The 23,379-nt window shown below is 42.5% G+C and carries 21 protein-coding genes; 11 read left to right on the forward strand and 10 right to left on the reverse strand.

Annotated features, from left to right (window positions below):
- The first annotated feature begins 264 nt into the window (after window positions 1-264).
- Both ABD772_RS08875 and ABD772_RS08880 read left to right on the forward strand, forming a co-directional pair.
- Window positions 265-2,697, forward strand: a complete 2,433-nt coding sequence (locus ABD772_RS08875; protein WP_345103001.1) for an alpha-L-arabinofuranosidase C-terminal domain-containing protein — start codon at window positions 265-267, stop codon at window positions 2,695-2,697.
- A gap of 182 nt (window positions 2,698-2,879) precedes the next feature.
- Window positions 2,880-4,124: a PQQ-dependent sugar dehydrogenase gene (locus ABD772_RS08880; protein WP_345103003.1), complete on the forward strand. Its 1,245-nt coding sequence runs from the start codon at window positions 2,880-2,882 to the stop codon at window positions 4,122-4,124.
- 148 nt (window positions 4,125-4,272) lie between these two features.
- Here ABD772_RS08880 and ABD772_RS08885 read toward each other — a convergent pair whose 3' ends face one another.
- The gene (locus ABD772_RS08885; RefSeq protein WP_345103005.1) at window positions 4,273-5,826 is read right to left on the reverse strand and encodes a sulfatase family protein; all 1,554 of its coding nucleotides are present in this window, start codon (window positions 5,824-5,826) and stop codon (window positions 4,273-4,275) included.
- A 172-nt stretch (window positions 5,827-5,998) separates the two neighbouring features.
- Between ABD772_RS08885 and ABD772_RS08890 the strand changes: the two genes are divergently transcribed.
- Window positions 5,999-6,769, forward strand: coding sequence for an SDR family NAD(P)-dependent oxidoreductase (locus tag ABD772_RS08890; protein WP_345103007.1), 771 nt, complete (start codon window positions 5,999-6,001; stop codon window positions 6,767-6,769).
- Between the two features lies 1 nt (window position 6,770).
- On the opposite strand, the gene ABD772_RS08895 is transcribed toward ABD772_RS08890, so the two are convergent.
- Both ABD772_RS08895 and ABD772_RS08900 read right to left on the reverse strand, forming a co-directional pair.
- Entirely contained in the window at window positions 6,771-7,220 is a 450-nt protein-coding gene (locus ABD772_RS08895; protein WP_345103009.1) for a DoxX family protein, read from the reverse strand.
- Between the two features lie 66 nt (window positions 7,221-7,286).
- A complete protein-coding gene (locus tag ABD772_RS08900) occupies window positions 7,287-9,677 on the reverse strand; it encodes an ABC transporter permease (RefSeq protein WP_345103011.1) in 2,391 nt (796 codons plus the stop codon).
- A 245-nt stretch (window positions 9,678-9,922) separates the two neighbouring features.
- On the opposite strand from ABD772_RS08900, the gene ABD772_RS08905 reads away from it, so the two are divergent.
- Window positions 9,923-10,318 carry a hypothetical protein gene (locus ABD772_RS08905; RefSeq protein WP_345103013.1) on the forward strand — a complete coding sequence of 132 codons (396 nt, stop codon included), beginning with the start codon at window positions 9,923-9,925 and terminating at the stop codon, window positions 10,316-10,318.
- A gap of 4 nt (window positions 10,319-10,322) precedes the next feature.
- On the opposite strand, the gene ABD772_RS08910 is transcribed toward ABD772_RS08905, so the two are convergent.
- Entirely contained in the window at window positions 10,323-11,894 is a 1,572-nt protein-coding gene (locus tag ABD772_RS08910; RefSeq protein WP_345103015.1) for a sulfatase family protein, read from the reverse strand.
- A 135-nt stretch (window positions 11,895-12,029) separates the two neighbouring features.
- On the opposite strand from ABD772_RS08910, the gene ABD772_RS08915 reads away from it, so the two are divergent.
- Window positions 12,030-12,356: a hypothetical protein gene (locus ABD772_RS08915; RefSeq protein WP_345103017.1), complete on the forward strand. Its 327-nt coding sequence runs from the start codon at window positions 12,030-12,032 to the stop codon at window positions 12,354-12,356.
- 206 nt (window positions 12,357-12,562) lie between these two features.
- Here ABD772_RS08915 and ABD772_RS08920 read toward each other — a convergent pair whose 3' ends face one another.
- The 4 genes from ABD772_RS08920 to ABD772_RS08935 form a co-directional block, all read right to left on the reverse strand.
- Complete coding sequence (locus tag ABD772_RS08920; RefSeq protein WP_345103019.1) at window positions 12,563-12,742, reverse strand: hypothetical protein; 180 nt, start codon at window positions 12,740-12,742, stop codon at window positions 12,563-12,565.
- Between the two features lie 223 nt (window positions 12,743-12,965).
- On the reverse strand, window positions 12,966-13,319 hold the full coding sequence (locus ABD772_RS08925) for a single-stranded DNA-binding protein (protein ID WP_345103021.1): 354 nt from the start codon (window positions 13,317-13,319) through the stop codon (window positions 12,966-12,968).
- Window positions 13,313-13,711 carry a response regulator gene (locus ABD772_RS08930; protein WP_345103024.1) on the reverse strand — a complete coding sequence of 133 codons (399 nt, stop codon included), beginning with the start codon at window positions 13,709-13,711 and terminating at the stop codon, window positions 13,313-13,315. The genes ABD772_RS08925 and ABD772_RS08930 overlap by 7 nt, the downstream gene beginning before the upstream one ends.
- Before the next feature lie 148 nt (window positions 13,712-13,859).
- Window positions 13,860-14,510 (reverse strand): response regulator, encoded by a 651-nt coding sequence (locus ABD772_RS08935; protein ID WP_345103026.1) that lies wholly within the window; start codon window positions 14,508-14,510, stop codon window positions 13,860-13,862.
- A gap of 288 nt (window positions 14,511-14,798) precedes the next feature.
- On the opposite strand from ABD772_RS08935, the gene ABD772_RS08940 reads away from it, so the two are divergent.
- From ABD772_RS08940 to ABD772_RS08965, 6 genes are read left to right on the forward strand one after another with little or no spacing between them, the layout of a single operon-like run.
- Window positions 14,799-15,488, forward strand: coding sequence for a TolC family protein (locus ABD772_RS08940; protein ID WP_345103028.1), 690 nt, complete (start codon window positions 14,799-14,801; stop codon window positions 15,486-15,488).
- Complete coding sequence (locus tag ABD772_RS08945; RefSeq protein ID WP_345103030.1) at window positions 15,488-17,650, forward strand: exopolysaccharide transport family protein; 2,163 nt, start codon at window positions 15,488-15,490, stop codon at window positions 17,648-17,650. Before ABD772_RS08940 ends, ABD772_RS08945 begins: the two co-directional genes overlap by 1 nt.
- Window positions 17,651-17,662: 12 nt before the next feature.
- Window positions 17,663-18,826 carry a glycosyltransferase gene (locus ABD772_RS08950; protein ID WP_345103032.1) on the forward strand — a complete coding sequence of 388 codons (1,164 nt, stop codon included), beginning with the start codon at window positions 17,663-17,665 and terminating at the stop codon, window positions 18,824-18,826.
- 2 nt (window positions 18,827-18,828) lie between these two features.
- A complete protein-coding gene (locus tag ABD772_RS08955) occupies window positions 18,829-18,978 on the forward strand; it encodes a hypothetical protein (RefSeq protein WP_345103034.1) in 150 nt (49 codons plus the stop codon).
- A 32-nt stretch (window positions 18,979-19,010) separates the two neighbouring features.
- Entirely contained in the window at window positions 19,011-20,504 is a 1,494-nt protein-coding gene (locus tag ABD772_RS08960; protein WP_345103036.1) for an O-antigen ligase family protein, read from the forward strand.
- A gap of 9 nt (window positions 20,505-20,513) precedes the next feature.
- Window positions 20,514-21,716 (forward strand): glycosyltransferase, encoded by a 1,203-nt coding sequence (locus tag ABD772_RS08965; protein WP_345103038.1) that lies wholly within the window; start codon window positions 20,514-20,516, stop codon window positions 21,714-21,716.
- Between the two features lie 54 nt (window positions 21,717-21,770).
- Here ABD772_RS08965 and ABD772_RS08970 read toward each other — a convergent pair whose 3' ends face one another.
- Window positions 21,771-22,550, reverse strand: coding sequence for a glycosyltransferase (locus ABD772_RS08970; protein ID WP_345103040.1), 780 nt, complete (start codon window positions 22,548-22,550; stop codon window positions 21,771-21,773).
- Window positions 22,551-23,345: a glycosyltransferase gene (locus ABD772_RS08975; protein ID WP_345103042.1), complete on the reverse strand. Its 795-nt coding sequence runs from the start codon at window positions 23,343-23,345 to the stop codon at window positions 22,551-22,553. It lies immediately after the preceding gene.
- Window positions 23,346-23,379 lie beyond the last annotated feature (34 nt).

Consider the following 23,379-nt stretch of genomic DNA (forward strand, 5'->3'; position numbering starts at 1 on the left):
ATATTTACTATTAAACAGAATTGTTTTTGAAAACGCTTTTACGCAATGCTAAGTTGCAATTTATGCCGACTTGTTTTTGCACAATTTTGGCCTTTTTTTGTACAGGGTTGATTTGGTTGGATGTAAACAGGGTAACACCCTTTTGTTCTCCCATTAGTCAAAATTGAACTAAAAAAGATCAATTGCGTGCAAACATATTGCGATACAATCTATGATTTTTGAACAATTTTTCAATCCTCGCCGTTAAAAATAAACCATCTCGACATGAAGCACCTCTTCTGTATATCTATTAGCGCTACAGGCCTGGCTTTTTTTGCACTGGCTGCGTCGGCACAAAATGCCCGTATTACTGTTGACGCTTCTAAAGTGCTTAATAAAATTCCGTCCAAAATGTATGGCTCATGTATTGAAGATGTGAACCATGAAATATATGGGGGTTTATATGATCAGCGCCTATACGGCGAAAGTTTTGAGGAACCGGCTCCGCCCATCAGTTACCGGGGCTGGAAAACGCTGAATGGCCAGTGGACAGCCAACGATGGCGGTATTGAAGTAAAAGCCGGCCCCGGCGACAAACTGGTCCGCGAAAACCCGATCATAAAAAATGGCAGCGTGGAGGCTGATATTAAATTTACCCGTAGGGGTGAGAATGCTGGTTTTATTGTCCGTGTCGGCCGCGAGCAGGCGGGGATGGATGATTTTGATGGTTATGAGATAAGCCTGAACCCCGGCCGTCAGATACTGGTGCTGGGCAAGCATGTGCACAACTTTAAATTACTGAAAGAAAGCAAGGTAAGTTTTGACAAAACGGGTTGGACCCATTTAAAAGTAGACATGAACGATGGCCAGATTACCATCTACCTGAATAACGAGGGCAGCCCGGCTTTAAGCTATACGGATGATGATAAGCCGCTGTTAAGTGGCAAGGTGGGCCTGCGCACTTTCCATGCGGGTGCGATATTTAAAGGTATCGTTATTAAACAAAATGGTGCGGCAATTAAAGCTGATTTTGTTGGCAAACCCTCATTACAGGTTAGCCAGGTTTGGGATGCGGTCGCGAGCCCATCAGCGAAAGCTAAATTTGCATTGGATAGTATGGATGCCTATAACAGTAAGCAAGCTCAAGTCATCGAATTTTTAGGAGGCACCGGTAAAGTGGGCGTAGCCAACAACGGATTGAATCACTGGGGCATCGGCATAAAACAAGGCCAGACTTTTCAGGGTTCGGTGTTTTTTAAGGCCGATGGATTGACCAGCCCGGTAACCGTTGCCCTGCAAAACGCTGCGGGAACTAAAACTTATGCGGCACAGCAGTTTAACGGCGTAGCATCCAATTGGACAAAACATGCATTCAGGCTAAAGGCTAACGCAACCGACGCCAAAGCGCGCTTTGTTATTTACATCAGCAAAAAAGGAAAACTAACGGTTGATCAGGCTACACTAATGGGCACCGGCGCTGAGCAGTTTAAAGGTTTGCCTCTGCGTGCCGATATTGCCCATAAAATGCAGGACGAAGGCCTGAACTTTGTGCGCTACGGCGGTACTATGGTGAATGCCCCCGATTATAAATGGAAAAATATGGTGGGCCCGCGCGATAAGCGCCCTATCTATGAGGGCCATTGGTACCCGTACACCAGCAATGGGTTTGGTATTGAAGAATTTGTGGCTTATTGCGAAGCTGCAGGTTTTGACGCAGCTTTTGCTATCAATGTTGAAGAAACCCCGCAGGACGTTGCCGACATGCTGCAATACCTGACAGGAAGCACTACTACCCCCTGGGGAAAAAAGCGGGCAGATGCCGGTCATCCGTCACCTTATAAATTGAAATACATTGAACTGGGTAATGAGGAGGTAATTTGGGGCGACTTAAAGAACGATTACCAGCACTATGCGGAGCGCTTTAATTTATTGTACGATGTTATTCACAAAAGCAATCCGGAGATCAAAGTGATTTGTGCGGCCTGGTGGCGTCCGAGATCGTTGGATAACATGGAAATGGTTTTCAGAGCGATAAACGGCCGTGCCGATTATTGGGATCTGCATACCGATGCCGATAATGCCAACGCCGGTTCCAAAGTTGACCGCGACCTCCAAAACATGAAAGACCTGTTTTTGAAATGGGACCCTAATACCAAACTCAGGATCACCATTTTTGAGGAAAATGGCGGCCTGCACAACCAGCAACGCGCATTGGGCCATGCTACTACTTTAAATGCCGTTCGTCGTCACGGCGATTTTGTGCTCACTTCATGCGCGGCCAACGGCCTGCAAGCCCTGGGGCAAAATGATAACGGCTGGGATCAGGGGCAGGTGTTCTTTACGACGTCGAAGGTATGGGGCATGCCGCCGTTTTATGCTACGCAGATGGCTGCCAAAAATCATGAGCCATTGCGGGTAGAAAGTGTTGTCGAGGGCGGTCTGGATGTAACAGCCACTCGCAGTGAGGCGGGCGATGAATTAGTGATCCACGTAGTGAATACTAAGAGCGGTACGGTGGCAGCTACGGTTAATTTGGGTAGTTTTGGGGGGAATAGTGCGGTAAAAGTATACACCCTGGCAGGCGACCCGAAGGCAGAGAATACGCCGGAACAACCTACTAATATATCAACAAAAGAAACAACAGTCCCGCGCAGCGGAAATACTTTGAATTATAGCTTCCCGGGAAACTCTTATACCATTTTGCGATTGGGGAAATAGGATACCTAGTGCCATTGTCATTACGGGCGAAGTGTGGCAATCGCGAGTATTGCATCTTTGCGGTGCTTCATCGTTCCGGCCGCGCAATGATAAATAACAGGCTGTAACTATTCCGTTAGATAGCCCGCACAATACGCCGAATCCGTATCTTGGCGACAATCAAATTTTTACTATAAACTACAATGAATAAGAAATTTTTTTGGTCGGCCGGTGTATTGGCCGCCATGATTGGCCTGAGCGGTTTTATTGCAAATAAATTTACAGGCGCTAAACCAGCCGAACTCAAACTACCTGCGGGTTTCTCTGCCACAATAGTTGCCGACTCGGTTGGCTCGTTGCGCCACCTGGTGGTTACCAATAAAGGCGACGTCTACGTAAATTTGAACTCGACCCGTCGCAGCGGCGGCAAAGGTATTTATTTTCTGAGCGATACCAATCACGATGGGCGCCTGGACAAAAAGCTAGCCTTCGCCAATTATCCAGGTACCGGCATCAAGATCAAAGATCATTACCTGTATTCAACTTCAAGTACCGGCTTATTTCGCTATAAACTGAATGATAAGGATGAAGTTATTTCGCCGGATAAGCCGGAGATTGTTGTACAAGGCCTTGTAGATCATCAGCATGACAATTCAAAATCTATTGCATTGGACGATCAGGGAAATCTGTTTGTAACCATTGGCTCATGGTCTGATGCTTGTCGCCAAAAAAACTCAGGCGAAGGCATTCAGGGCTGCCCGATATTAGACTCGGCTGCCGGCGTCTGGAAGTTTAAAGCCAATAAACTGAATCAGACTTTGGGCGATGGTGTACGCTATGCTACAGGGATTAAAAACGCCGTGGGTATTGATTATAACCCGGCTACCAAAACCGTATTTGCAACCCAGCACGGCCGCAGCTTTGATAAAATGTCTCCTGCATATTTTACGCCCCAAAAAAGCGCCGAATTACCAGGTGAAACTATTTATGAACTACACCAGGGTACTGACGCCGGTTGGCCCTATGCTTACTACGACCAGCAGTTAAAACACAAAATGGTGTCACCGGAGTACGGCGGTGATGGTAAAACAACCACCGATAAATACGCCGACCCGGCGGTAGCGTTCCCTGGCCACATGGCTCCTAATGACCTGTTGTTTTACACCGGCAACATGTTCCCGAAACGATATAAGAATGGCGCATTTGTAGTGTTGCATGGCCGTTCGGTTAATCCGGTACAGGGCTACCTGGTAGCATTTATACCGCTGCTTAACGGTAAGTTGTCATCAAAGTGGGAAGTATTTGCCGACAACTTCGCCGGCAGCGATTTGGCACACCCAACCGGCCCCATGAAGTACCGCCCTATGGGTCTGGCCCAGGGTCCTGATGGGGCACTGTATGTGGCTGATGATTTGAAGGGCGCTATTTTTAAGATAGTTTATAAATAGCGTACATCTTCACAATCATGTCAGTTCAAGCATAGCGAAAAAATCTTATACGAGGGATAGATAATATCTTGTATAAGATTTTTTTGCGTTGCTCCAGGAACAAGTTCTCCCGTTGGTTGAAATGGCACCGTCTTTAATGAAGTTTAGATTACTTCTTCTTCCTTGCCTTCGTATCCTTAATCAAATAATCAGGAAATTTAGCCTCTGGGGCGCCGTACTTATTGCGTAGGTTTGATTGTCCGCCAACGTCGGTAGTTAGCGGCAGGTACATGCCTTTAGTATCCGCAAGGGCTTCAAATAATTCTTTGTTCATCGCCTTTACTGTCGAAGCATATTTAGGATCGCGAATCAGGTTTTTGGTTTCCAGCGGATCGGCTTGTATATCGTAAAGCTCGTCGGTGTCCCAAATGCCGTAATAACGAATGTATTTATATTGATCAGTACGCAAGGCGTGCATGGTTGGTGTTTGCGGGAAAGAGCGCTCCCAATAATACTCATACAATAAGCCTTTGCGCCAGTTATCTACAGATTTGCCCTCCAATAGTGGCAGATAGCTCATGCCATCCATATAAGCTGGCGCTTTTAGTCCGGCGGCTTCAAGTAGTGTTGGCGCAACATCTATATTGGCAACAACCTGTTTAACAACGGTGCCGGGTTTAATCAGGTCAGGGCAGTAAGCCAGCATCGGTATACGCATGGAGGCTTCGTAAGCATTGCGCTTGTCTATCAAACCATGCTCGCCAAATTGGAAACCGTTATCGCCCATATAAATGATCAGGGTGGATTGCAGCAGACCTTCTTTCTGCAAATAATCCATTACTTTGCCCACCGACTCATCCACGCTGTGCAGCGTTTCGGCATAGCGTTTATAATAACTGCCTATATCCAGATCGCTATGATAAGGGAAGTCAACGCCATGCCATGAGTTGCGTTGGTTTTGCACCCACATTGGTGCGCCCTGTACATTTTTGGGGTCCATGGTACGGGGTGGCTTAAATTCATATTTTGCAGCGCGTCCTTTATCGCGCTCGGCGGGTATAAAATCGGCATGTACGCCTTTGTGCGCCAGGTATAACATGAACGGCCGTTTTTTATCGCGATGACTTAGAAAGTCGATTGCATAGCCGGTCAATTCATCAGTGATATAACCCTTTTGAGCAATGTGTTTGCCGTTTAAGTTAAGGCCTTTTTTTTCGGGAAGATAAGAGCCTTGCCCTTTAAACGATAGCCAGTAATCAAAACCGCGTTTAGGCTCATCGCTGTCGTTACCGGCGTGCCATTTACCCACCATAGCGGTTTGGTAGCCAACCTTTTGCAAATATTGTGGAAAAAAGATCAGATCAGGCGAAACAGGATGTTCATTATCGATCACCTTGTGTTTATGCGAATACAAACCTGTTAAAATTGAAGCTCTTGACGGTGAACAAAGCGAATTGCTTACAAAGGCATTAGGCAAATAGGCACCTTCGCGCGCTATGCGGTCCAGATTGGGTGTCTCAATAAAATCCTGCGTATGCAAAAAACCCAGGGCGTCATAGCGATGATCATCCGCCAGAATAAATACAATATTGCGCGGCTTTACATGATCGATTTTTGCAAGTTCTAACGAACCATCCTTTTGACGCACTTCTGCATTTTGCGCGTGGATACTTACAATTGCTGATAGCCACAGCACCACAGCTATGAAATACTTTTTTTGCATGAGAAGATTGTTTATCAGGTTTAACTAATGACGTTGTCTATACAACAACATTATTACTAACTTACAAAAAATGATTTAATAGCAGTGAATATTTTGTGGAGTTGATATTTGAAGGTTTATTTTTTACTTTGGTGGTCCGGTGCTTTGCCTCGGGGCCTTTTTTATAAACTATATGAAATTTAAAGACAAAATTGCCATTGTTACCGGCGCGGGTCAGGGTATTGGTTTTGAAATTTGTCGTCAGCTGGCGGCAAATGGTGCTACTGTACTGCTCAATGATATTGATGCCGAACTGGCAAATGCAGCTGCCGAAAAGATAAACGCACCCGGCGGACAAAACTGTATTGCTTTTCCGGGCGATTCAAGCGATGTCGGTTTTATAAACCGGATGGTAGATAAAACCGTAAGTGACTATGGCCATCTGGATATCGTTATTGCCAACGCTGGTATTACTTTATATGGCGATTTCGCAACTTATTCGCCTCATGCTTTTTTCGAGGTTTTACGGGTAAATCTGGGTGGATCATTTTTTCTGGCGCAAGCGGCCTCTAACAAAATGAAGCTGCAGCAAGGTGGCGGATCGATATTATTTACCTCGTCGGTTGTAGGTCACCAGGCGTTGAAAGACCTGGCCTGTTACGCCATGACCAAAGCGGCGTTAGAAATGCTGGCTAAAAACCTGGTTATTGAACTGTCGCAATATAAAATCAATGTAAATACAGTGGCACCGGGTGCAACGCTAACCGAGCGCACTATGCTTGAAGCCGATTACGAACGTGTTTGGTGCGAAATTACACCCATGGGCCGCCCGGCTTATGTAAGCGACATTGCCAATACCGTATTGTTCCTGGTATCAGAAGAAGCCAAACACATCACAGGGCAAAGCATCATTGTAGACGGCGGCTGGACAGCCGTAAGTACTTTGCCTAAAGGGATAAAGTAACTTAGGGGTCCCGGCGTTGTTTAAGCCAGGCATCTACAGACAGCCTACCTGCACCTGACAATGTTAATGATAATAGTCCTGCAATATATAATAAGTTGATCTCATACCCGGGCGGCCCGAATTTTGGACCGGGGGGCGTTAAGCCAATGGTATTCACCGAGCTAAATCCAAATTTATAGTTCACGGTTATAATTGCTACCAGCATAGTAAGAATGAGCGGGATACTCGCCACCGTGGTAAATGCGCCCACAAATATAGCCAGCCCGCCAATTAACTCAACAAAAGGTAACAGCAAGGCATTTAAATGGGGCATAGGCACATTTATTTGTGTCAGCAATTTTTCCAGACCGATAGGGCCCCGGCTTAGTTTTACCCAACCGTGCGCCATAAAACCATAACCCATTATGAGCCGCAATACAAGCGGCGCGTATTGTTGATATTTTTTATCCATACAGGATATGTCGGGAAACGCCTGTAATCCTTACAAATAACTAGACGATCGGTGAACTTAAGTCCTTTATTCAGATCTTAAGCTCTTTACGGGATTTGCCATAGCGGAGCGCATTGCCTGGCTACCAACGGTGAGCAGGGTGATGGCTACCACTAATACGCCGGATAAAGCAAACATCCACCATTGCAAACTAATGCGGTAGGCGAAATCATTCAGCCATTTACTCAACGCCCAAAAGGCTATCGGCGTGGCAATGACTATGGACAGAATAACCAGTTTTACGAAGTCTTTAGATAACAGCGTTGTGATATTTGCCACCGATGCACCCAGTACCTTACGTACACCTATCTCTTTTACCCGCAGCTGAGCCAGAAATGAGGTTAATGCAAACAATCCGCTTACGGCTATTAATACAGATATTGCCGAAAAGAACAATATTATGGTGCTCAGCCTGTGATAAGTAACATATAAATTTTTAAAATTTTGGTCTAGGAATGAATAGCGAATAGGGTAAGCCGGTTCAAATTTTTTCCAGGCTGCCGTTATAGCTGCCATTGACGATTTAATACTGTCGGTTTTTAATTTTATTAATATTGCTCCACCCGACCTGAATCCGCAATGCTGGTTGGATATAGAATAAATGGTTGGCACAATCATATTTTCAAGGCTTTGCACATTAAAATCTTTTACAACACCCACTATGTGATAAGGCAGTGTATCGCAATAGGGGAAAATAATGTTTTTGCCTATTGCATATTTAATATGCATCCTTTTTGCCGCCGATTCATTAATGATGGCGGTATTGTCCAGATCTTCGGGGTAACTGTCATCAAAATAACGGCCTTCAACCAGTTTGATGCCTAGAGTTTTGAAGAAATCAGCGCTTATTTTTACTGAGTTAAGCCGGTATTTTGAACCCTCGAAACCAAATTTAGCAGTGTTGGTATCAATGTTAGTGCTTCCCGGCACTGATGTTGTTTTTGACACATATTCAACTCCCGGAATTGCCAGCAAGGTGTTACGCACTGTAGAAAAATTGCTTTCGCGGCTTTGTTGCAAAGCCTCAATACGTACCACTTGCGAAGGATTTAGCCCCAGATCTTTATTTTGTATATAATTTAGTTGCCGGTTAATGATAACGATACCGGTAATAAATAATGCCGACAGCGTCAGCTGCACCACTAATAAACTGTTTCTGAAAAATACGCCTTTACCGCCATCGACTTGGTCGCCTTTTAAAACTGTAGCCACCCTAAAGTTTGATAAAAACAACGCCGGGTACAAACCTGAAACTAAAATTATTGCAACTAGGATCCCGGCTATTTGTAAACAAAGGGACGCGGCGTTTTCATTACCTGAAAAAGAAAGTGGCACATTAAAGCTGTTGCTGAAATAGGGCAATAGCAGCGATACTAATGCCGACGCCAGTATAAGGCTTATGAGGCATTGAATGCTGATTTCGAGTAGCGATTGAAAGATAATATTCCACCGCGTTGAGCCCAGTACTTTGCGTATGCCTACTTCCCTGGCCCTGGTAATGGCGCGAACTATAGTTAAATTACTAAAGTTAATGGCGCTTGCTATCAGCAGAAATATAGCCAATACCAACAGTACCAGCGTGATCTTGAAATTGCTCGCGCCATATTTAGGGAAGTTATGGATATTCCCGACCTTGTCGGTGAATATTGTATTACGAAGGTCGGAGCGTTTGGTGTTTGCAGGCTTACCGAAGCGTTTCATCCAATCTACGAAATATACCCGGTTCAGGCTAGCTTCCAGTTGACGGTCGGCAACCGGATGTTTGAGTTTGATATAGGTCAGAAATGAGTAATTCCCCCAAAAATTATTGGTTTTATGCCAGGGGTCGCGCATTAAAACTTTGGCAGAAAAATGTGTTGGGGTTGCAGCGTCTTTTAATACACCTGTTACGACGCAATTTACCTGATCAAACATTTTTATTGTTTTACCCATTGGGTTGCTGTGGCCAAATAACTTTTGACTTACTTCCTGACTTAAAATAATGGCATCAGGAGCCAGTAAGGCCATATTGACATTACCGATGGCCAATTGATAAGGAAAAACTTTGAAAAAAGATGAATCTGCTACAGTGACTATACCATCCTGAAAGATTTTTTTATCGGCGGTTGCCATTAACACCTGATAGTCATCGTCTGGTTGGATACAGGTTGCAGCCTCAATATTAGGATGGTTATGGGCCAACATATAGGCCAATGGCGCTGGCGTGGTTGGTTGTACATCGCCTTTTTCTTTGAACGATACTTTATACACCTTTTTAAGCGATGGGTCCCACTTATCATAACTTAACTCATAATTGAGATATATCAAAATCACAATAAAGCTGGCTAAGCCTACCGCCAAACCGGCAATGTTAATAGACGACGGCATGGCATTTTTAACCACATTGCGCCAGGCTATTTTGATATAATTTTTAATCATGGGTGTAAAGGTTTAAAATAATGATTGTAAAGCCTTTATAATATTGTGCCATTCTTTACTTTCTTGAAAATCAGGGTATTAAAAAAATATAGTTGCTGCTATTGCACGGTTATGATACAGAACGATGTTCAATGGCGTACACTTCTGGTAATGCAATCAAGGTAATGTCGTTAACAAGGTTCTTTAGAGCGGTAAAGGCAACCGGTATAGCTTAGCCAACGTAGTTGTAGTGAAACCAATTATAAATGAAAAAATCAGTAATCTTAACCATGGTGGCGATAGTGGTGGCTATGCTATCTTGTAAAAAAGGCCAGATGCCGGCAGTTTCGCCTCATAGCCTTACTGTTAAATTTAGGCTTTATACTGATAAGGATCTATCTGACGATTCAAACAACATTATCTTTTCAATATTTATCAGAAAAAAAAACACCACCCTGTTCGATTCAACACTTGCAACAATAAAGATAAAGGATATCCCCGACGCGGCTAACGCCTGGGTATACGAAAAAAAGATACACAACAACAACTCTATTCTCATTGCCGGTTTTCGTTATGTAATTGAAAACGTAGGCAACTCATCTCACTCAGATACCATTTCTGCAAACGAAGAAAGCAAATTGATTGATTACCCTTTCCATTAATATTTTACCGGTTAATTTTGGATATGGTATAACCCTGCTTAACGTATTGATCAAGTAATGCTTTCAACTCCTTTACCCTTTCAGGATTTTGGCTAAATAAGTTCTTGCTTTCCAGTGGATCGGCTTTTAGGTTATATAGCTGACCTGTTGGCCCGCCTTTTACAGTTTCAAGCACAGATGGCTCTGTAAACCCGCCCGAACCCAGGCAATCTATGTATTTCCAATCGCCTTTCTTGATAGCTAGTTTACCTCGTGATGATTCATACAGGATATCCTCTCGGGTTGGTGTTGTTACATTACCCATAAGCACCTCATAAAAGCTGAAGCTGTCTTCGCCGTAGGGCTTGGCTATTTGCTGGCCGCTTAGTTGGGCAAAGGTGGCCATCATATCGATAAGGCTTACAGTATGGGTGTAAGTCGCAGGTTTTTTAATTTTAGCGGGCCATTTTACAATGAGTGGGATATGGTGTCCGCCATCATAAATGTCGCCTTTCTGTCCACGGCGACCGGCATTACTTTGGTGGTTATAAACCTGTATGTCGTCCTCGGCCCAGGGTGCGCCGTTATCGCTCGCAAAAATAATAATAGTGTTATCACTGATACCTGATTTTTTCAATTGGTTATTTACCTGCGCCACTACATTATCTATCTGGAGCACGAAATCGCCATAAACACCCATGGCCGTTTGGTCTTTAAAGGCTGCGTCGGTTAACCACGGAGTATGGGGGCCGGTTAGGGGGAGATAAAGCATGAATGGCTTGTCGGGCTGGCTTTTTACATGCCTGTCAATAAAGGACAAACCCTGGCTTACTATTGTATCCAGGCAGTTCTCCATTTTAAATGTGCGCGACATCTCGCCGTTACGCCACCAAATGCCGCGCTCCCAGTAAATGTCATCAGCATTGGTATACTTTTTATCCCAAACACGTTTAGTGTCATCTTTTTTATGAGGATAAGCGTCAGCAGTCAGAATAACATCCGGATCAACCACCTGGTTATTTTTTACAAAAGTGTAAGGCGGCATATCCAGCGAAGCGGGTAGAATAAAATTGTAATTAAAACCCAGCGCCTCCGGCCCGTGGCCGATTGGTTTTTTAAAATCGGTGTTTGTATAACCGCTGCCTTTGCCGCGCCGGTACTGTGGTTGACCGGTATCTTTAACTCCCCACGATAAACCTAGGTGCCACTTACCTACAACAGCGGTTTCATACCCGGCACGTTGCATTAGGGAGCCTATGGTTTCGCGCGAACTTTCAATCAACGGTTGTAAGTAGCCCAGGTATTCGTCGTGTTTTGGGAGCCTGAAATAATAGCGGCCTGTAAGTATGCCATATCTTGAGGGCGTACAAACCGCACCACCCGAATGGGCATCGGTAAAAGTTATGCCTTGTTTAGCGAGTTGATCAATATTTGGCGTATGAGTTTTGGCATCTTTGTTTAATGCGGACACATCGCCGTAGCCCATATCGTCGGCCAGAATAATAACAATGTTGGGTTTGGTGTTTGCGGGCTTATGTTGAGCCCAAACTTTAAAACTACAGGCTACTAAAAAGACAGCAAAGATTTTTATTTTCATGGGAAACGATTATTTATTTCTAACCTACGAAAAATAGGAAGGGGATGCGACTTAAAAAGAGGAAAAATTCATATTTACTTTGCAATTCAAAGTACTTTTATTATGTTTGTCTATTGCATTTTTAATTTAAATATTATGATACAGAATAATTATTTGTTAGTCCCTGTAACTTTAGTAAAAAGGGCAGTACTTGGCGCAATTATTGGTTTGGCCATTATTTTATTTTTTGTGTTGAGTGCTGATAGGCCGCATCCTGAATGGGGACAGTTGTGGATGATAAGACCGTTGTTGGTTGTGCCGCTCGCCGGTGCCGGTGGGGGCTTCATTTCTTATTTGACGGACACACTGGGTGAGCAGGGCGGCTGGAAAAAAGCAGGTGCTATTGCACTTAGCGTAATTGTGTTTGTTATTGCCCTGTGGTTGGGGATAGTTCTGGGTTTAGCCGGTACGATGTGGAACTAATACCTGCGTCGGGTGGCTTGCCTGAATCAGGCTAACCGGCCGCCATAATTGTACCTTGCCCTGACCCTGGCAACGGCTTTGGGTAACGGATCTGTCAAAACTGCTTTAATTGCAGCAGTTAATGACGCTTACTGCTTTGCTTATGTATTTTTTACGTTAATCGCAGCCCCGGGTTCGAGTTTTAAAACTTTAGCAGCCGGGGCTTTTTATTTTGCTTTTCCATCATAATCCTCCATCTTTTTTAATTTTTCCCATTCTTCATAAAGCTGACGGGTACGTTGGCTTGCTGCCGCTACCTCATCTTTTTCGCTTAAGGGAAATTCTGTTACCAGCCTCAGATTTTCTGTTCTCTGCTTTTCGGATGTTCTTGTGTCGCGCTCTTTCATGACCTTGCTTAAATTAAATAAGAATAGTCGCCGGCTTATGCCAGGGTATCTGTTAATAATAACTATGTAATTAAATAGCAAACTATATAGGCAGACCGCAGGGTTGATATTTTATAAGATCAACAATGGGTACGTCAAGCGGGTTTGCCGGTAACTACGGAAATTAGTTGCGATCAACACGCAATTTCAATAGTATTTATGCCCTCCGCAAAACAATTTATTGTCAGATATTTAACTGAGCAGGGGCAAACGTCAGATCTAAAACCTCAAGGCTGGTAGCCAATACTTCTGTACGATAATGTTTTATTCGTTTTTCGTCCAGAAACATCTTGGTTTGTATTCGGCCCTGGAGATACACTACGGCCCCTTTATTCAGATTCTGGGTATTTGAAAGATTCTCGGGTATGCTGATGCTATGATATTCTTCGTGTAGCAGGCGTTCGCCATCTTTCTTTATCCATTCGCTGGTTACCAGCTGGACGCATAAGCTGCGCTGTCCGTTGTTAACATGCCAGCGCGGTTCTTTGCTTATATAGCCCATTAATAATACTTTATTTACTGTGTTCTTGTCTAACATGAGCTGGCGTTTTGCGATATACTAATAAGTTCAGTTATGCGACCTGTAATATCATTGAGGTCAAAAGGTTTGGCAATAAACGCGTTGCAACCATAATTGCTGAGTGAACCAAACACCCTGGGATATGCTGATATTAGTATAACCGGAATATCAGAAGTGTTTGGATTGGTTTTGATCTGATGGCATATCTCGCCGCCATTAATGCCTTTAAGGATGTAATCAAGAATAATGAGGTCCGGACGGTTACGGTTTATCTCAGAAAAGATATCATCGGTGTCATCTAAACTACTAACTCCGTAACCCTCATAGGTCAATATCTCTTCCATTATGTCTAAAATGTCGTTGTCATCATCAACAACCAGTACCCGTTTATTTTTCTCTGCAGTTATCATAAGCAAACAAATCCCTTGTATAGGAACGAAGATATTGCCTAAGATTTTTACATATTCCGTATTAATACGGCGATTTTGTTCCGGTAAATACGCATTTTAGCTCACGGTTAGCTCGGGTTCTATTGTAACTGTAGAAAGTGCTCTGTTCTTAATTTATCAAGCCGTTTTTGATGGCGTAACGGATGAGTGCGGCTGTATTGCGTGCGCCGGTTTTTTCGATGAGTGATTGCCGGTAACCTTCGACGGTGCGTTTACTGGTAAACAATTTGTCGGCTATCTCCTGGTTAGTCAGGCCGTCGGAGACAAGCATTAATACTTCTATATCCCGGGTAGAAAACTCAATGCCGGTTTCTGCCTCATGCTGCCGGCGGTCGGGCTGCGCAATTAACCGGTCAAGGAGACGAAGCGATAATTCTGCGCATATGTAGCGCCCATCGAGATGAATATGCCGTAATGCAAATGTTAATTCGTCGGCACTTATATTTTTAAGCAAATAACCACTTACACCGGCCTGGAAAGCCTGCATTACATACCGCTCATGATCGAGCATGCTCAAGATAATTACTTTAATGTTTTTGGAAGCCTGAGATAGCTTGCCAGCCATCTCTATGCCATTCAGTAACGGCATGTTAATATCGGCCAGAATAATATCAGCAGTTACGCCTTTGTTAATAAGATCAATCACTTCCTGGCCATTGAGCGCTTCGCCCACTATCTGCATGTCCTTTTCTTTTTCCAAAAGGTTGCGTATGCCATCACGCACGATATTATGATCCTCTGCCAGTATGATTTTGATCATAGAATTGATTATACTAACGCTAAAATAAGGTAATAGATTTTATTTTGTTTATAAAATTTGAGTGCAATTGAGGGTAGTAAAGCAAACGCAACCATTCCTTCGGCTTGAGGCTTTGTTAATTGATGAGATAATGGGGAAAATTATTTGACGGATTTATTCAAGGCGTTTGGTCCAATATCAGTAACTTAACCTCGAAATTGACGTATATGTAAGCCAGGAGAGAATTAATGCATAAACAAATTTTTTATTACTATAGTTGTATAAATGCCCAAAAACAACTTTATACCAATGCACTTTAAAATTAAAAAAGGACTTATATTTTTTTTCCTGATGATAGGCTTACAAGGCATAGCACAGGAATCTACTATACAAAATCTTGCAGATGATGCGTATATCAGTAAACTGGTGGATACCGCGATGAAAAACTATCCGCGGATGCGCTCTTATCAAAATCGTATCAATATAGCAGGCAGCAATATTACTAAAGCTAAAGTTTCATGGCTCGATGCAGTGACAGTTTCTTATATATACCAACCGGGTACAACTACTATTGACCCCGTAAACCCCTCTACCAGTTATTTTAAAGGTTTGCAAGCCGGGGTGTTTTTAAACATTGGCACCTTGTTAGCTAAGCCATATCAGGTACGTCAGGCCAAACAAGAGCTTCTTATAGCACGTAATGATCTTGACGAATATCGTATAACCATAACAACCGAGATCAAAAAAAGATATTACCTGTACATTCAGCGGGTTGCCGAACTTAAGCTGCAGATAAGCACTATGCACGACACAGAAAGCGCATTAAAAGACTTAAAACATAAGTTTGAAAAAGGAGAGGAAACTTTTGACTCTTATAACAAAGTGCAAATACAGTACAGCGAACATCAGCAAACAAAGGTACAAGCAGAGGCAAACGTTTTTATTGCGAAAGCAGATTTAGAAGAATTGCTTGGTACAAAACTAGAAAATGTTAAGTAATGGAATTCGGTAAATTTTTTAGGGTAATTAAAAAACATAAGTTTACACTTGTCCTGGTTCCCATATTTGCAGTAATTATTACGTATTTTCTGGTACATAACCAGCCCGATGTATACTCGTCGCAAGCCAAACTGGCCACGGGAATAGTTGATCAGACCCAACAGCATATATTAAGTGATGCACTGGATCTTCAAGACTCTAAAATAAATCAGCAGTTTTCTAACCTGATAGAAATGCTGAAATCAAAAAGAATGCTTGATCAGCTAAGCTATAAATTAATTATTCATGATCTGACCAGCGACAGACCTTACCGAAAACCCAGTACGTTACTTAGCCAATTGAATGCAAGTGCCAAACAACATGCTTTGGCTACCTATACAGATCTGTATAAAAAAAGACATGCATTGTCATTATTTAACCGGGATCAAAATGGGTTGCATAAGCTGCTTGAGTCGATGAAGTATGATGACCAGTCGATACTTAAAACCTTGCTTGTTTATCGCGTGCAAAACAGCGATTATATCAATGTTCAATTTGACTCTGAAGGTGCCGAGCTTTCTGCAGTAGTAGTAAATACACTGTGTACTGAGTTCGTAAGTTATTACACTTTACTAGTTAAAGAAAATCAACGCAAGGCGGTTAATTTTTTAGGTCAGTTATTGCAAACCAAACAAGATACTTTAAACGCAAAAATGCTTGCGCTTAAGCAATACAAAATTAAAAACCATGTATTGAATCTTAATGAGAAGGCAAAAAGCTTATACGGACAAATGTCTGATTTTGAGACCCGGCGCGAAGAGGCAGAGCGAAACGCACATGCAACACAGTCGGCCATTAACGATATTGATAAAAAGTTTGATCCTGCCGCCCGCCAGTATGCCGAAAGTGATAAAATAGCTGACGCACAAAAAGTATTAAGTACCCGCACGCAGTTACAAGCTGTAACTGATGCCTATGTACAAAGCAATTTTGATCCGCGCTATAAACAGAAGATGGATTCGCTTAACGGTGCCATCTCCGCCCAAATCGGGAGTTTGTCTGACAGGTATGTACTTAATCCGCTATCAACAAAAAAAGATCTTGTTGACCAAAAACTTAGCTTGCAGGTACAAAACGAACTGGCAAAAAACAGCAACGGAAGCATTAACAAAGAGCTTAATCGTCTTAATACAAAGTTTGATGCACTTGTGCCACACGAGGCCGCTACACAAGCGTTAGAGAGTGCCATAACCATTGCGAGCCAGGAGTATCTTGAAATACTGCAAAAGTATAATCAGGCCAACATGGAGTCCAACTTCTCTACTCAATTGCGGATAATAGAAATTGCAGAGCCGGGTAGCGCGCAACCTTCAAAAAAAATGTTGTTGGTTATCATCAGTGGTGCAGTAAGTTTTGTTTTTTGTATTGCTGTATTATTCATCTTGTTCTTTTTTGACAATAGCATCAACAATGCCAGCGAACTGGCCGATCGTACCAAGATACCTGTACTGGGTTATCTTAACCTGTTGCGTAATAAAGAAATTGATCTTAAGACCGTTTGGGATAATAATAAGGCGGCCGGCGAAACCCGGCATCTGCGTTATCTTATCCAGTCGCTGCGTTATGAAATTGAGACCGAAATGGGCGATAACCAGGTATTGTTAATCAATAGCATTGAAAAAGAGGCCGGAAAAAGCTTTGTTGCTATTAACCTGGCCTATGCCTACGCATCAGTAAATAAGAAGGTATTGGTAATAGACGGCAATTTTAGCGATCCCGGTATCACTCGGTTTACTAAAACACAGTATTATCTCGAAGATCTTTTGCCAGGTGTGCTTGACAAATCGTTTGTTACAGGCGACAGTATGATAAGGGTTATAGGTAATAAAGGCGGTGGTTATTCGCTGCTTGAAATAGGTGGCGAGCAGATAGTAACCGAAAAGATCGCTGCCCTTAAAACCATGTTTGATGTGATTATTATTGAAGCTTCGGCGTTAAATACGCTTAACAGGTCAAAAGAATGGGTTCAATTTTCAGATAAAATAATAACCGTTTTTGAGGCAGGAAATAGTATTACTGATGAATATAAACAGCATATCCAATATCTTAAGCAGCAAAGTAACAAGTTTATTGGCTGGGTGATAAATCTGGTGCGGCCAGAAAATGATGAGCAGCATTATTAAATTTAAGTGGTCATGACGGTGCTTCCCATTTTATGGATCATATTTCAACTGATCATCGGGTATAATTTAGTGCTGCCCTTGATAATTTATGTATTCTCGGCTTTTGGGCGTAGCAGAAACATACCAATCTCCAATACAAGCGCAGATTATGCCATCATTGTTACTGCATATGAGCAGGTAACTCATATCCCGGCTGTTATAACCTCCATACTCAGCCTCAACTACCAAAACTACCTGGTTTACATTGTGGCTGATAATTGTGGCAGCGCCGAGCTGAATTTTACCGATGACCGGGTGATTGTTCTGCAGCCTGAAACAACCCTGGCAGGCAATACCCGTTCGCATTTTTATGCTATCAAAAACTTCGCGCGTGCGCATGATCGTCTTACTATCATCGATAGTGATAATATACTTGATGCTGAGTATCTTAATGAATTAAACAAGTTGTTTGATCAGGGATATATAGCTGTTCAAGGCCTGCGGGATGCCAAGAACCTGGACACAACCTATGCTTGCCTGGATGCAGCGCGCGATATCTATTATCATTTTTACGATGGTAAGTTATTATTTAAAGCAGGTTCATCGGCTACACTGGCCGGGTCAGGTATGGCTTTTACTAAGCAGCTTTATATCGATTGTCTGGGCCATCGTGATGTAGTTGGCGCAGGCTTTGATAAGGTATTGCAGGCAGAGATTGTGGGCCGTAATACCCGAATAGCATTCGCAGAAAAAGCAATTGTATACGACGAGAAGACCAGCCATACCGACCAGTTGGTTAACCAGCGTTCGCGATGGATAAATACCTGGTTTAAGTATTTTTCGCTGGGCTTTTCGCTGATTGCCAAAGGCATTAGCAACTTTAGCTGGAACCAGTTTTTATTTGGCCTGGTATTATTAAGGCCGCCTTTATTCATTTTTTTATTCTTGTCGGCCGGATGTTTGCTGGTTGACATTTTTGCGAGCCCCGGCGAAGTAATATTTTGGGTAACAGGCTTTATTTTATTTATTGGAGGATTTGGTTTTGCCTTGTTAAGCTCAGATACCGATAAGCGCATTTACCGTTCGCTGGTTAATATCCCTAAGTTCATGTTTTTTCAGGTACTGTCATTATTAAAGGCGCGCAAGGCAAATGAGCGGTCGGTAGCAACTAAACATCATTATACAGCAGGACGATAACTATGAGAATAGATCCGGCCGAAGAGGTAGTTAAGAAGAAAGAACTGGATGAGGAAAAGAACGCCAGGATACAAAAAGTTACCCGCATAGTTGCTTTGGTAGTGGCATTTATCAGCGTGTTTTTTTTTATTATTAAAATATTGTTTCTATAGTGAACGACCCAAACTTGCCAGCGACACAAACCATGCACCTTTCAAAAAAAGGCAAGGGCTTTTGGTGGAATGTTAAAAAGCAGTTCTTGTTGGAGAAACTATATAACCCGGTAGGCATAACCCTGCTGATATTATTAGCCGCATTTATAGCTGTTGGTATTGCCAAATTCGGTGTAGTATTCGGGATGCTTTTTCTGATAATGGTAGTAGGGTTGCCTACAGTTTATGGTGTTGTTGTTTATCCGCAATTTGGTATCATTATATTGTTGGTAATGGCCTATATGCTGTTTATGCTAATGCGTTTGGGAGTATCAGGGCCCATCGGCGTTATTATGGACGTTCTGCAGTTTTTAATGATGCTGGGGCTGGTTATTAAACAGCGGAAAGATCGTAACTGGGCCGAGCTGAAAGGTCCGGTAAGTACGATGATACTGATATGGCTGGCTTATAACGTGCTTCAAATAGCCAATCCGTTTACTGAGGCCCGTGCGGCCTGGATATATACAATACGTTCGGTAGCTGTGGTAATGCTAAGTTATTTTGTGTTTTTATATAACATACGTTCGGTAGCATTTATCAGGCTGATTATAAAGATATGGCTGGCTATGAGCTTTTTTGCGGCGTTTTATGCTGCCAAGCAAGAATATATTGGCTTTTCGGCAGTCGAGGAAGCGTATTTGCATTCTGATCCAAACATAGCTTCGCTTTTGTTTATAGCGGGACACTGGCGTAAATTCTCCATCTTTTCAGATCCGGTAACGTTTGCCTATAACATGTCTATGTCTGCGATCTTTTGTATAGCGATGATAGCGGGTAAACGGGCTTTATGGAAAAAGATAGTTTTAGCCTTTTTGGCCATGTCATTTCTGGTTGCTATGTTATACTCCGGTACACGCGGAGCCAATGTCCTGGTACCTGCGGCTTTATTTTTGTTTGCTATATTAAACTATAATCGCAAGGTGTTGATATTTACCGGGGTTGCCGCAGTATTTCTGGTCATATTGATCAATGTCCCAACCGGAGATCCGAACCTTAAACGCTTCCAGACGGCATTCAGGCCTAATGATGATGACTCTTATAACTTGCGTAAGGCTAATCAAAAACGCATACAGCCTTACATACTATCGCATCCTGTTGGCGGCGGACTGGGCGCTACGGGTACCTGGGGGCAACGATTTGCACCAAATTCATATCTCGCAAATTTCCCTCCTGACAGCGGATATATCCGTATTTCCGTAGAGCTGGGCTGGATAGGTTTGTTTATTTTTTGCATGCTGATGTTTACGGTACTCAAAACGGGTATCAATAACTTTTATCTGATAAAAGATCCTGAGCTTAAGACCTATTGTTTGGGCTTTACGCTAATAATTTTTGCCTACAACATAGCTAATTTTCCACAGGAGGCATTGGTTCAGTATCCCTCTAATATTTATTTTTCTATGGATATGGCTTTGATTTCGGTGTTATTAAGGCTTGACCGCGAAAAGCAGCAAATTGCTGTAACCGGCAAGTCACAACTAACGTAATATTCATCCATGGGCATCATTAAAGACCGCGATATTATAGTAGTTGGCCAACAGCCCTGGGATGTTGAAATAGGCAGCAATTGCAAAAACATAGCTTTAGAGTTTAGTCGTCATAACCGGGTACTATACGTTAACTCACCACTTGACCGCATTACCAAACTGCGCCATAAAAACGACCCGAAGGTTAAAAAGCGAATAGATATGATTTCCGGAGTTGCCGATAATCTGGTAACTATAAAAGAAAATATGTGGAATTATTATCCCGACGAGATGATTGAATCCATCAACTGGATAAAGAGCGATGCAATATTTAACTGGCTGAATAAATTTAATAATAAGCGATTTGCCCGCTCGATAAAAAAAGCGATAGACCGATTAGGATTTAAAGATGTCATCTTATTTAATGACAATGATATCTTCAGATGCTTTTATTTAAAAGAACTGCTAAAACCGGCTGTCAGCATTTATTATTCAAGGGATTATCTATTGTTTGTTGATTACTGGAAATTACACGGTAAAACGCTGGAGCCCGAACTCATTAAAAAAAGCGATCTCTGTGTGGCTAATTCTACTTATTTAGCTAACTACTGCAGGCAATATAATCCAAAATCTTATTATGTTGGTCAGGGCTGCGACCTGGAGATATTTACCAATAAACAGAACACACCAATACCTGCTGATATAGAGGACATTCGAAAACCGGTTATCGGTTATGTGGGTGCTTTGCAAAGCATCCGGCTCGATATCGAACTGCTGGCATATATTGCTCAACAAAAACCTGAATGGAGCATTGTGTTAGTAGGGCCAGAAGATGAGGAATTTAAAACAAGCAAGCTGCATCAGATTAGCAATATTTATTTTTTAGGAGGGAAACAGCCCGATACCCTGTCGGCTTATATAAATGCATTTGATGTGTGCCTGAATCCGCAGTTGGTAAATCAGGTTACTATTGGTAATTATCCGCGTAAGATTGATGAATACCTGGCCATGGGTAAACCGGTGGTCGCCACCCGTACCGATGCTATGAGCGTGTTTGAGCAACATACTTACCTCGGCGTAACAAAAGATGATTATGTGCAACTAATTACAAAGGCTTTGTCCGAGAATTCGGAAGGAAAGCAGCGTGCACGCATCCACTTTGCAGCAGGCCATACCTGGGAGAACAATGTGACGGAAATTTATAAAGCCATACAAAATGTGGCGGGTATTTAATACTTCGTGTCTGCTATCCCCGGCGTAAAGCTCCGGTTCCTATTAACTCAACACTTAATCATTCTCACTTTTCTTAAACGTAAGTAAATCGTAATTGTGTTTAACATTACGATACAACATACGCAGCAAGACTATCAATGGGTTAGTGCTTTGACGGAAGTCACTACGGGTCATAGTGCTAGGTTCATCAGCCGAGTTTAACTGATCAAAAAGCCCTTTAAAATCTTCATAGAACAGGGCTTTCCCTTTGTGTTTTAAAAACGATATGGCCATTAAAAACTCGGTGCGGTCGCCTTTTAAGCCTTCGCGGTATCGCCCGAATCTTTTAAAAAAAATGCTTCTGCGCAGGTGCGGGTGGTCGCTATAGCAATGGAACTTGCGGTAACCGGGATACCAGATCTTAAAAATCATTTCAGAGAAACCGTTTCTAAAAGGTTTCAGATACGGGTATCTGAAATAGGCATAAAATCGCACCATATCTACATCAGGGCGTTCGTCCATAATATCAAGTGCATCTTTTAAATGCTCACTATAACCCGGTTTGGGGTCAAAGTCTTCCTGAACATATAACGTATAAGGGGTATTTACAGCATCCTGCCCTTTATTAATATTATTACCCAGGCCAGCATTTGTTGTTGCAGTAATTAATCTAAAATTATATTGTTTTTCTATAGCCCTTAAATGGCTGATGTGCTCGGGTTTGCTTCCGTCGTCTGATACGACGATATCACCAAAAACTATTTCTTGTGCGGTAAAGCTTTTTAACAATCGCTCTAACGACTGGCTACGATTATAATGGGTAATTAATAAAGTAATGGTTTTAAACTGTTCCATTTAGTAACGTTTAAAAAGTACATCGGCCGTGCACTTTAGCAGTTTGAATTGCAGGTAGGCTGCCCGTGCCGCGAGCGCAAATATGTTTTTGCTTTCGCGCCAGCTGCTGCGGCCCATAGTGCTTGGCTCGTCAGGCGAATTCTTCTGATAAAACAGCTTTGTGAAATCATCAAATAAAATGCCTTTCCCTTTTTTTTGGATAAAAGATATTGCCATGCTATATTCTGTAAGGTCGCCTTTTATGCCTTCCCGATACCTCCCGAATTTATCAAAAAAGTTGCTGCGCCGCAGGTGCGGGTGATCACTGTAAACATAAAATTTAAGATGGTTATTGGCCCAGGGGTATGGCTTAAATTCCATTGTAGAAAAGCCCTTGCCATAGGGTTTGGTATAAGGATATTTAAAATATGCGTAAAAGCGGGCTATGTCTAACTCATTATCTTCGTCCATAAATTGCAGGGCATCTTTAAAATGCTTTGCAAAGATTGTAGTGGGTTCAAAGTCCTCCTGCACATAAAGCGTATATGGGGTTTTAACAGCATCCTGCCCTTTGTTGATATTATTACCCAAACCTCTATTTTTTTGCGTTGTTATCAGCTTAAAGTTAATGGTTTGTTGTAACCGTTTTAACGCTTCAACCACCTCTGGTTTGCTGCCGTCGTCAGATACAACAATATCACCGAAGGTAACATCCAGCGCTTTAAAGGCGTTTAACAGGCGCTCTAATGACTTAATACGGTTATAATGAGTAACTAATAAAGTAACGTTGTTAAAAGCAGTTTTCCCCTGTTCCATATTTTAGTATAAATATGCCTATTTGGATATTGGT

It is taken from the genome of Mucilaginibacter panaciglaebae, assembly GCF_039539265.1.
GTDB classification, from domain to species: domain Bacteria; phylum Bacteroidota; class Bacteroidia; order Sphingobacteriales; family Sphingobacteriaceae; genus Mucilaginibacter; species Mucilaginibacter panaciglaebae.

Bases quoted from the DNA above. Each gene is read 5' to 3' on its own strand.
- ABD772_RS08950 (WP_345103032.1), top strand. From the start codon at position 17,663: ATGACGGTGCTTCCCATTTTATGGATCATATTTCAACTGATCATCGGG.
- ABD772_RS08885 (WP_345103005.1), bottom strand. From the start codon at position 5,826: ATGCAAAAAAAGTATTTCATAGCTGTGGTGCTGTGGCTATCAGCAATT.
- ABD772_RS08895 (WP_345103009.1), bottom strand. From the start codon at position 7,220: ATGGATAAAAAATATCAACAATACGCGCCGCTTGTATTGCGGCTCATA.
- ABD772_RS08975 (WP_345103042.1), bottom strand. From the start codon at position 23,345: ATGGAACAGGGGAAAACTGCTTTTAACAACGTTACTTTATTAGTTACT.
- ABD772_RS08905 (WP_345103013.1), top strand. From the start codon at position 9,923: ATGAAAAAATCAGTAATCTTAACCATGGTGGCGATAGTGGTGGCTATG.
- ABD772_RS08935 (WP_345103026.1), bottom strand. From the start codon at position 14,510: ATGATCAAAATCATACTGGCAGAGGATCATAATATCGTGCGTGATGGC.
- ABD772_RS08875 (WP_345103001.1), top strand. From the start codon at position 265: ATGAAGCACCTCTTCTGTATATCTATTAGCGCTACAGGCCTGGCTTTT.
- ABD772_RS08955 (WP_345103034.1), top strand. From the start codon at position 18,829: ATGAGAATAGATCCGGCCGAAGAGGTAGTTAAGAAGAAAGAACTGGAT.
- ABD772_RS08920 (WP_345103019.1), bottom strand. From the start codon at position 12,742: ATGAAAGAGCGCGACACAAGAACATCCGAAAAGCAGAGAACAGAAAAT.
- ABD772_RS08890 (WP_345103007.1), top strand. From the start codon at position 5,999: ATGAAATTTAAAGACAAAATTGCCATTGTTACCGGCGCGGGTCAGGGT.
- ABD772_RS08960 (WP_345103036.1), top strand. From the start codon at position 19,011: ATGCACCTTTCAAAAAAAGGCAAGGGCTTTTGGTGGAATGTTAAAAAG.
- ABD772_RS08900 (WP_345103011.1), bottom strand. From the start codon at position 9,677: ATGATTAAAAATTATATCAAAATAGCCTGGCGCAATGTGGTTAAAAAT.
- ABD772_RS08910 (WP_345103015.1), bottom strand. From the start codon at position 11,894: ATGAAAATAAAAATCTTTGCTGTCTTTTTAGTAGCCTGTAGTTTTAAA.
- ABD772_RS08940 (WP_345103028.1), top strand. From the start codon at position 14,799: ATGCACTTTAAAATTAAAAAAGGACTTATATTTTTTTTCCTGATGATA.
- ABD772_RS08925 (WP_345103021.1), bottom strand. From the start codon at position 13,319: ATGTTAGACAAGAACACAGTAAATAAAGTATTATTAATGGGCTATATA.
- ABD772_RS08945 (WP_345103030.1), top strand. From the start codon at position 15,488: ATGGAATTCGGTAAATTTTTTAGGGTAATTAAAAAACATAAGTTTACA.
- ABD772_RS08965 (WP_345103038.1), top strand. From the start codon at position 20,514: ATGGGCATCATTAAAGACCGCGATATTATAGTAGTTGGCCAACAGCCC.
- ABD772_RS08915 (WP_345103017.1), top strand. From the start codon at position 12,030: ATGATACAGAATAATTATTTGTTAGTCCCTGTAACTTTAGTAAAAAGG.
- ABD772_RS08970 (WP_345103040.1), bottom strand. From the start codon at position 22,550: ATGGAACAGTTTAAAACCATTACTTTATTAATTACCCATTATAATCGT.
- ABD772_RS08880 (WP_345103003.1), top strand. From the start codon at position 2,880: ATGAATAAGAAATTTTTTTGGTCGGCCGGTGTATTGGCCGCCATGATT.
- ABD772_RS08930 (WP_345103024.1), bottom strand. From the start codon at position 13,711: ATGATAACTGCAGAGAAAAATAAACGGGTACTGGTTGTTGATGATGAC.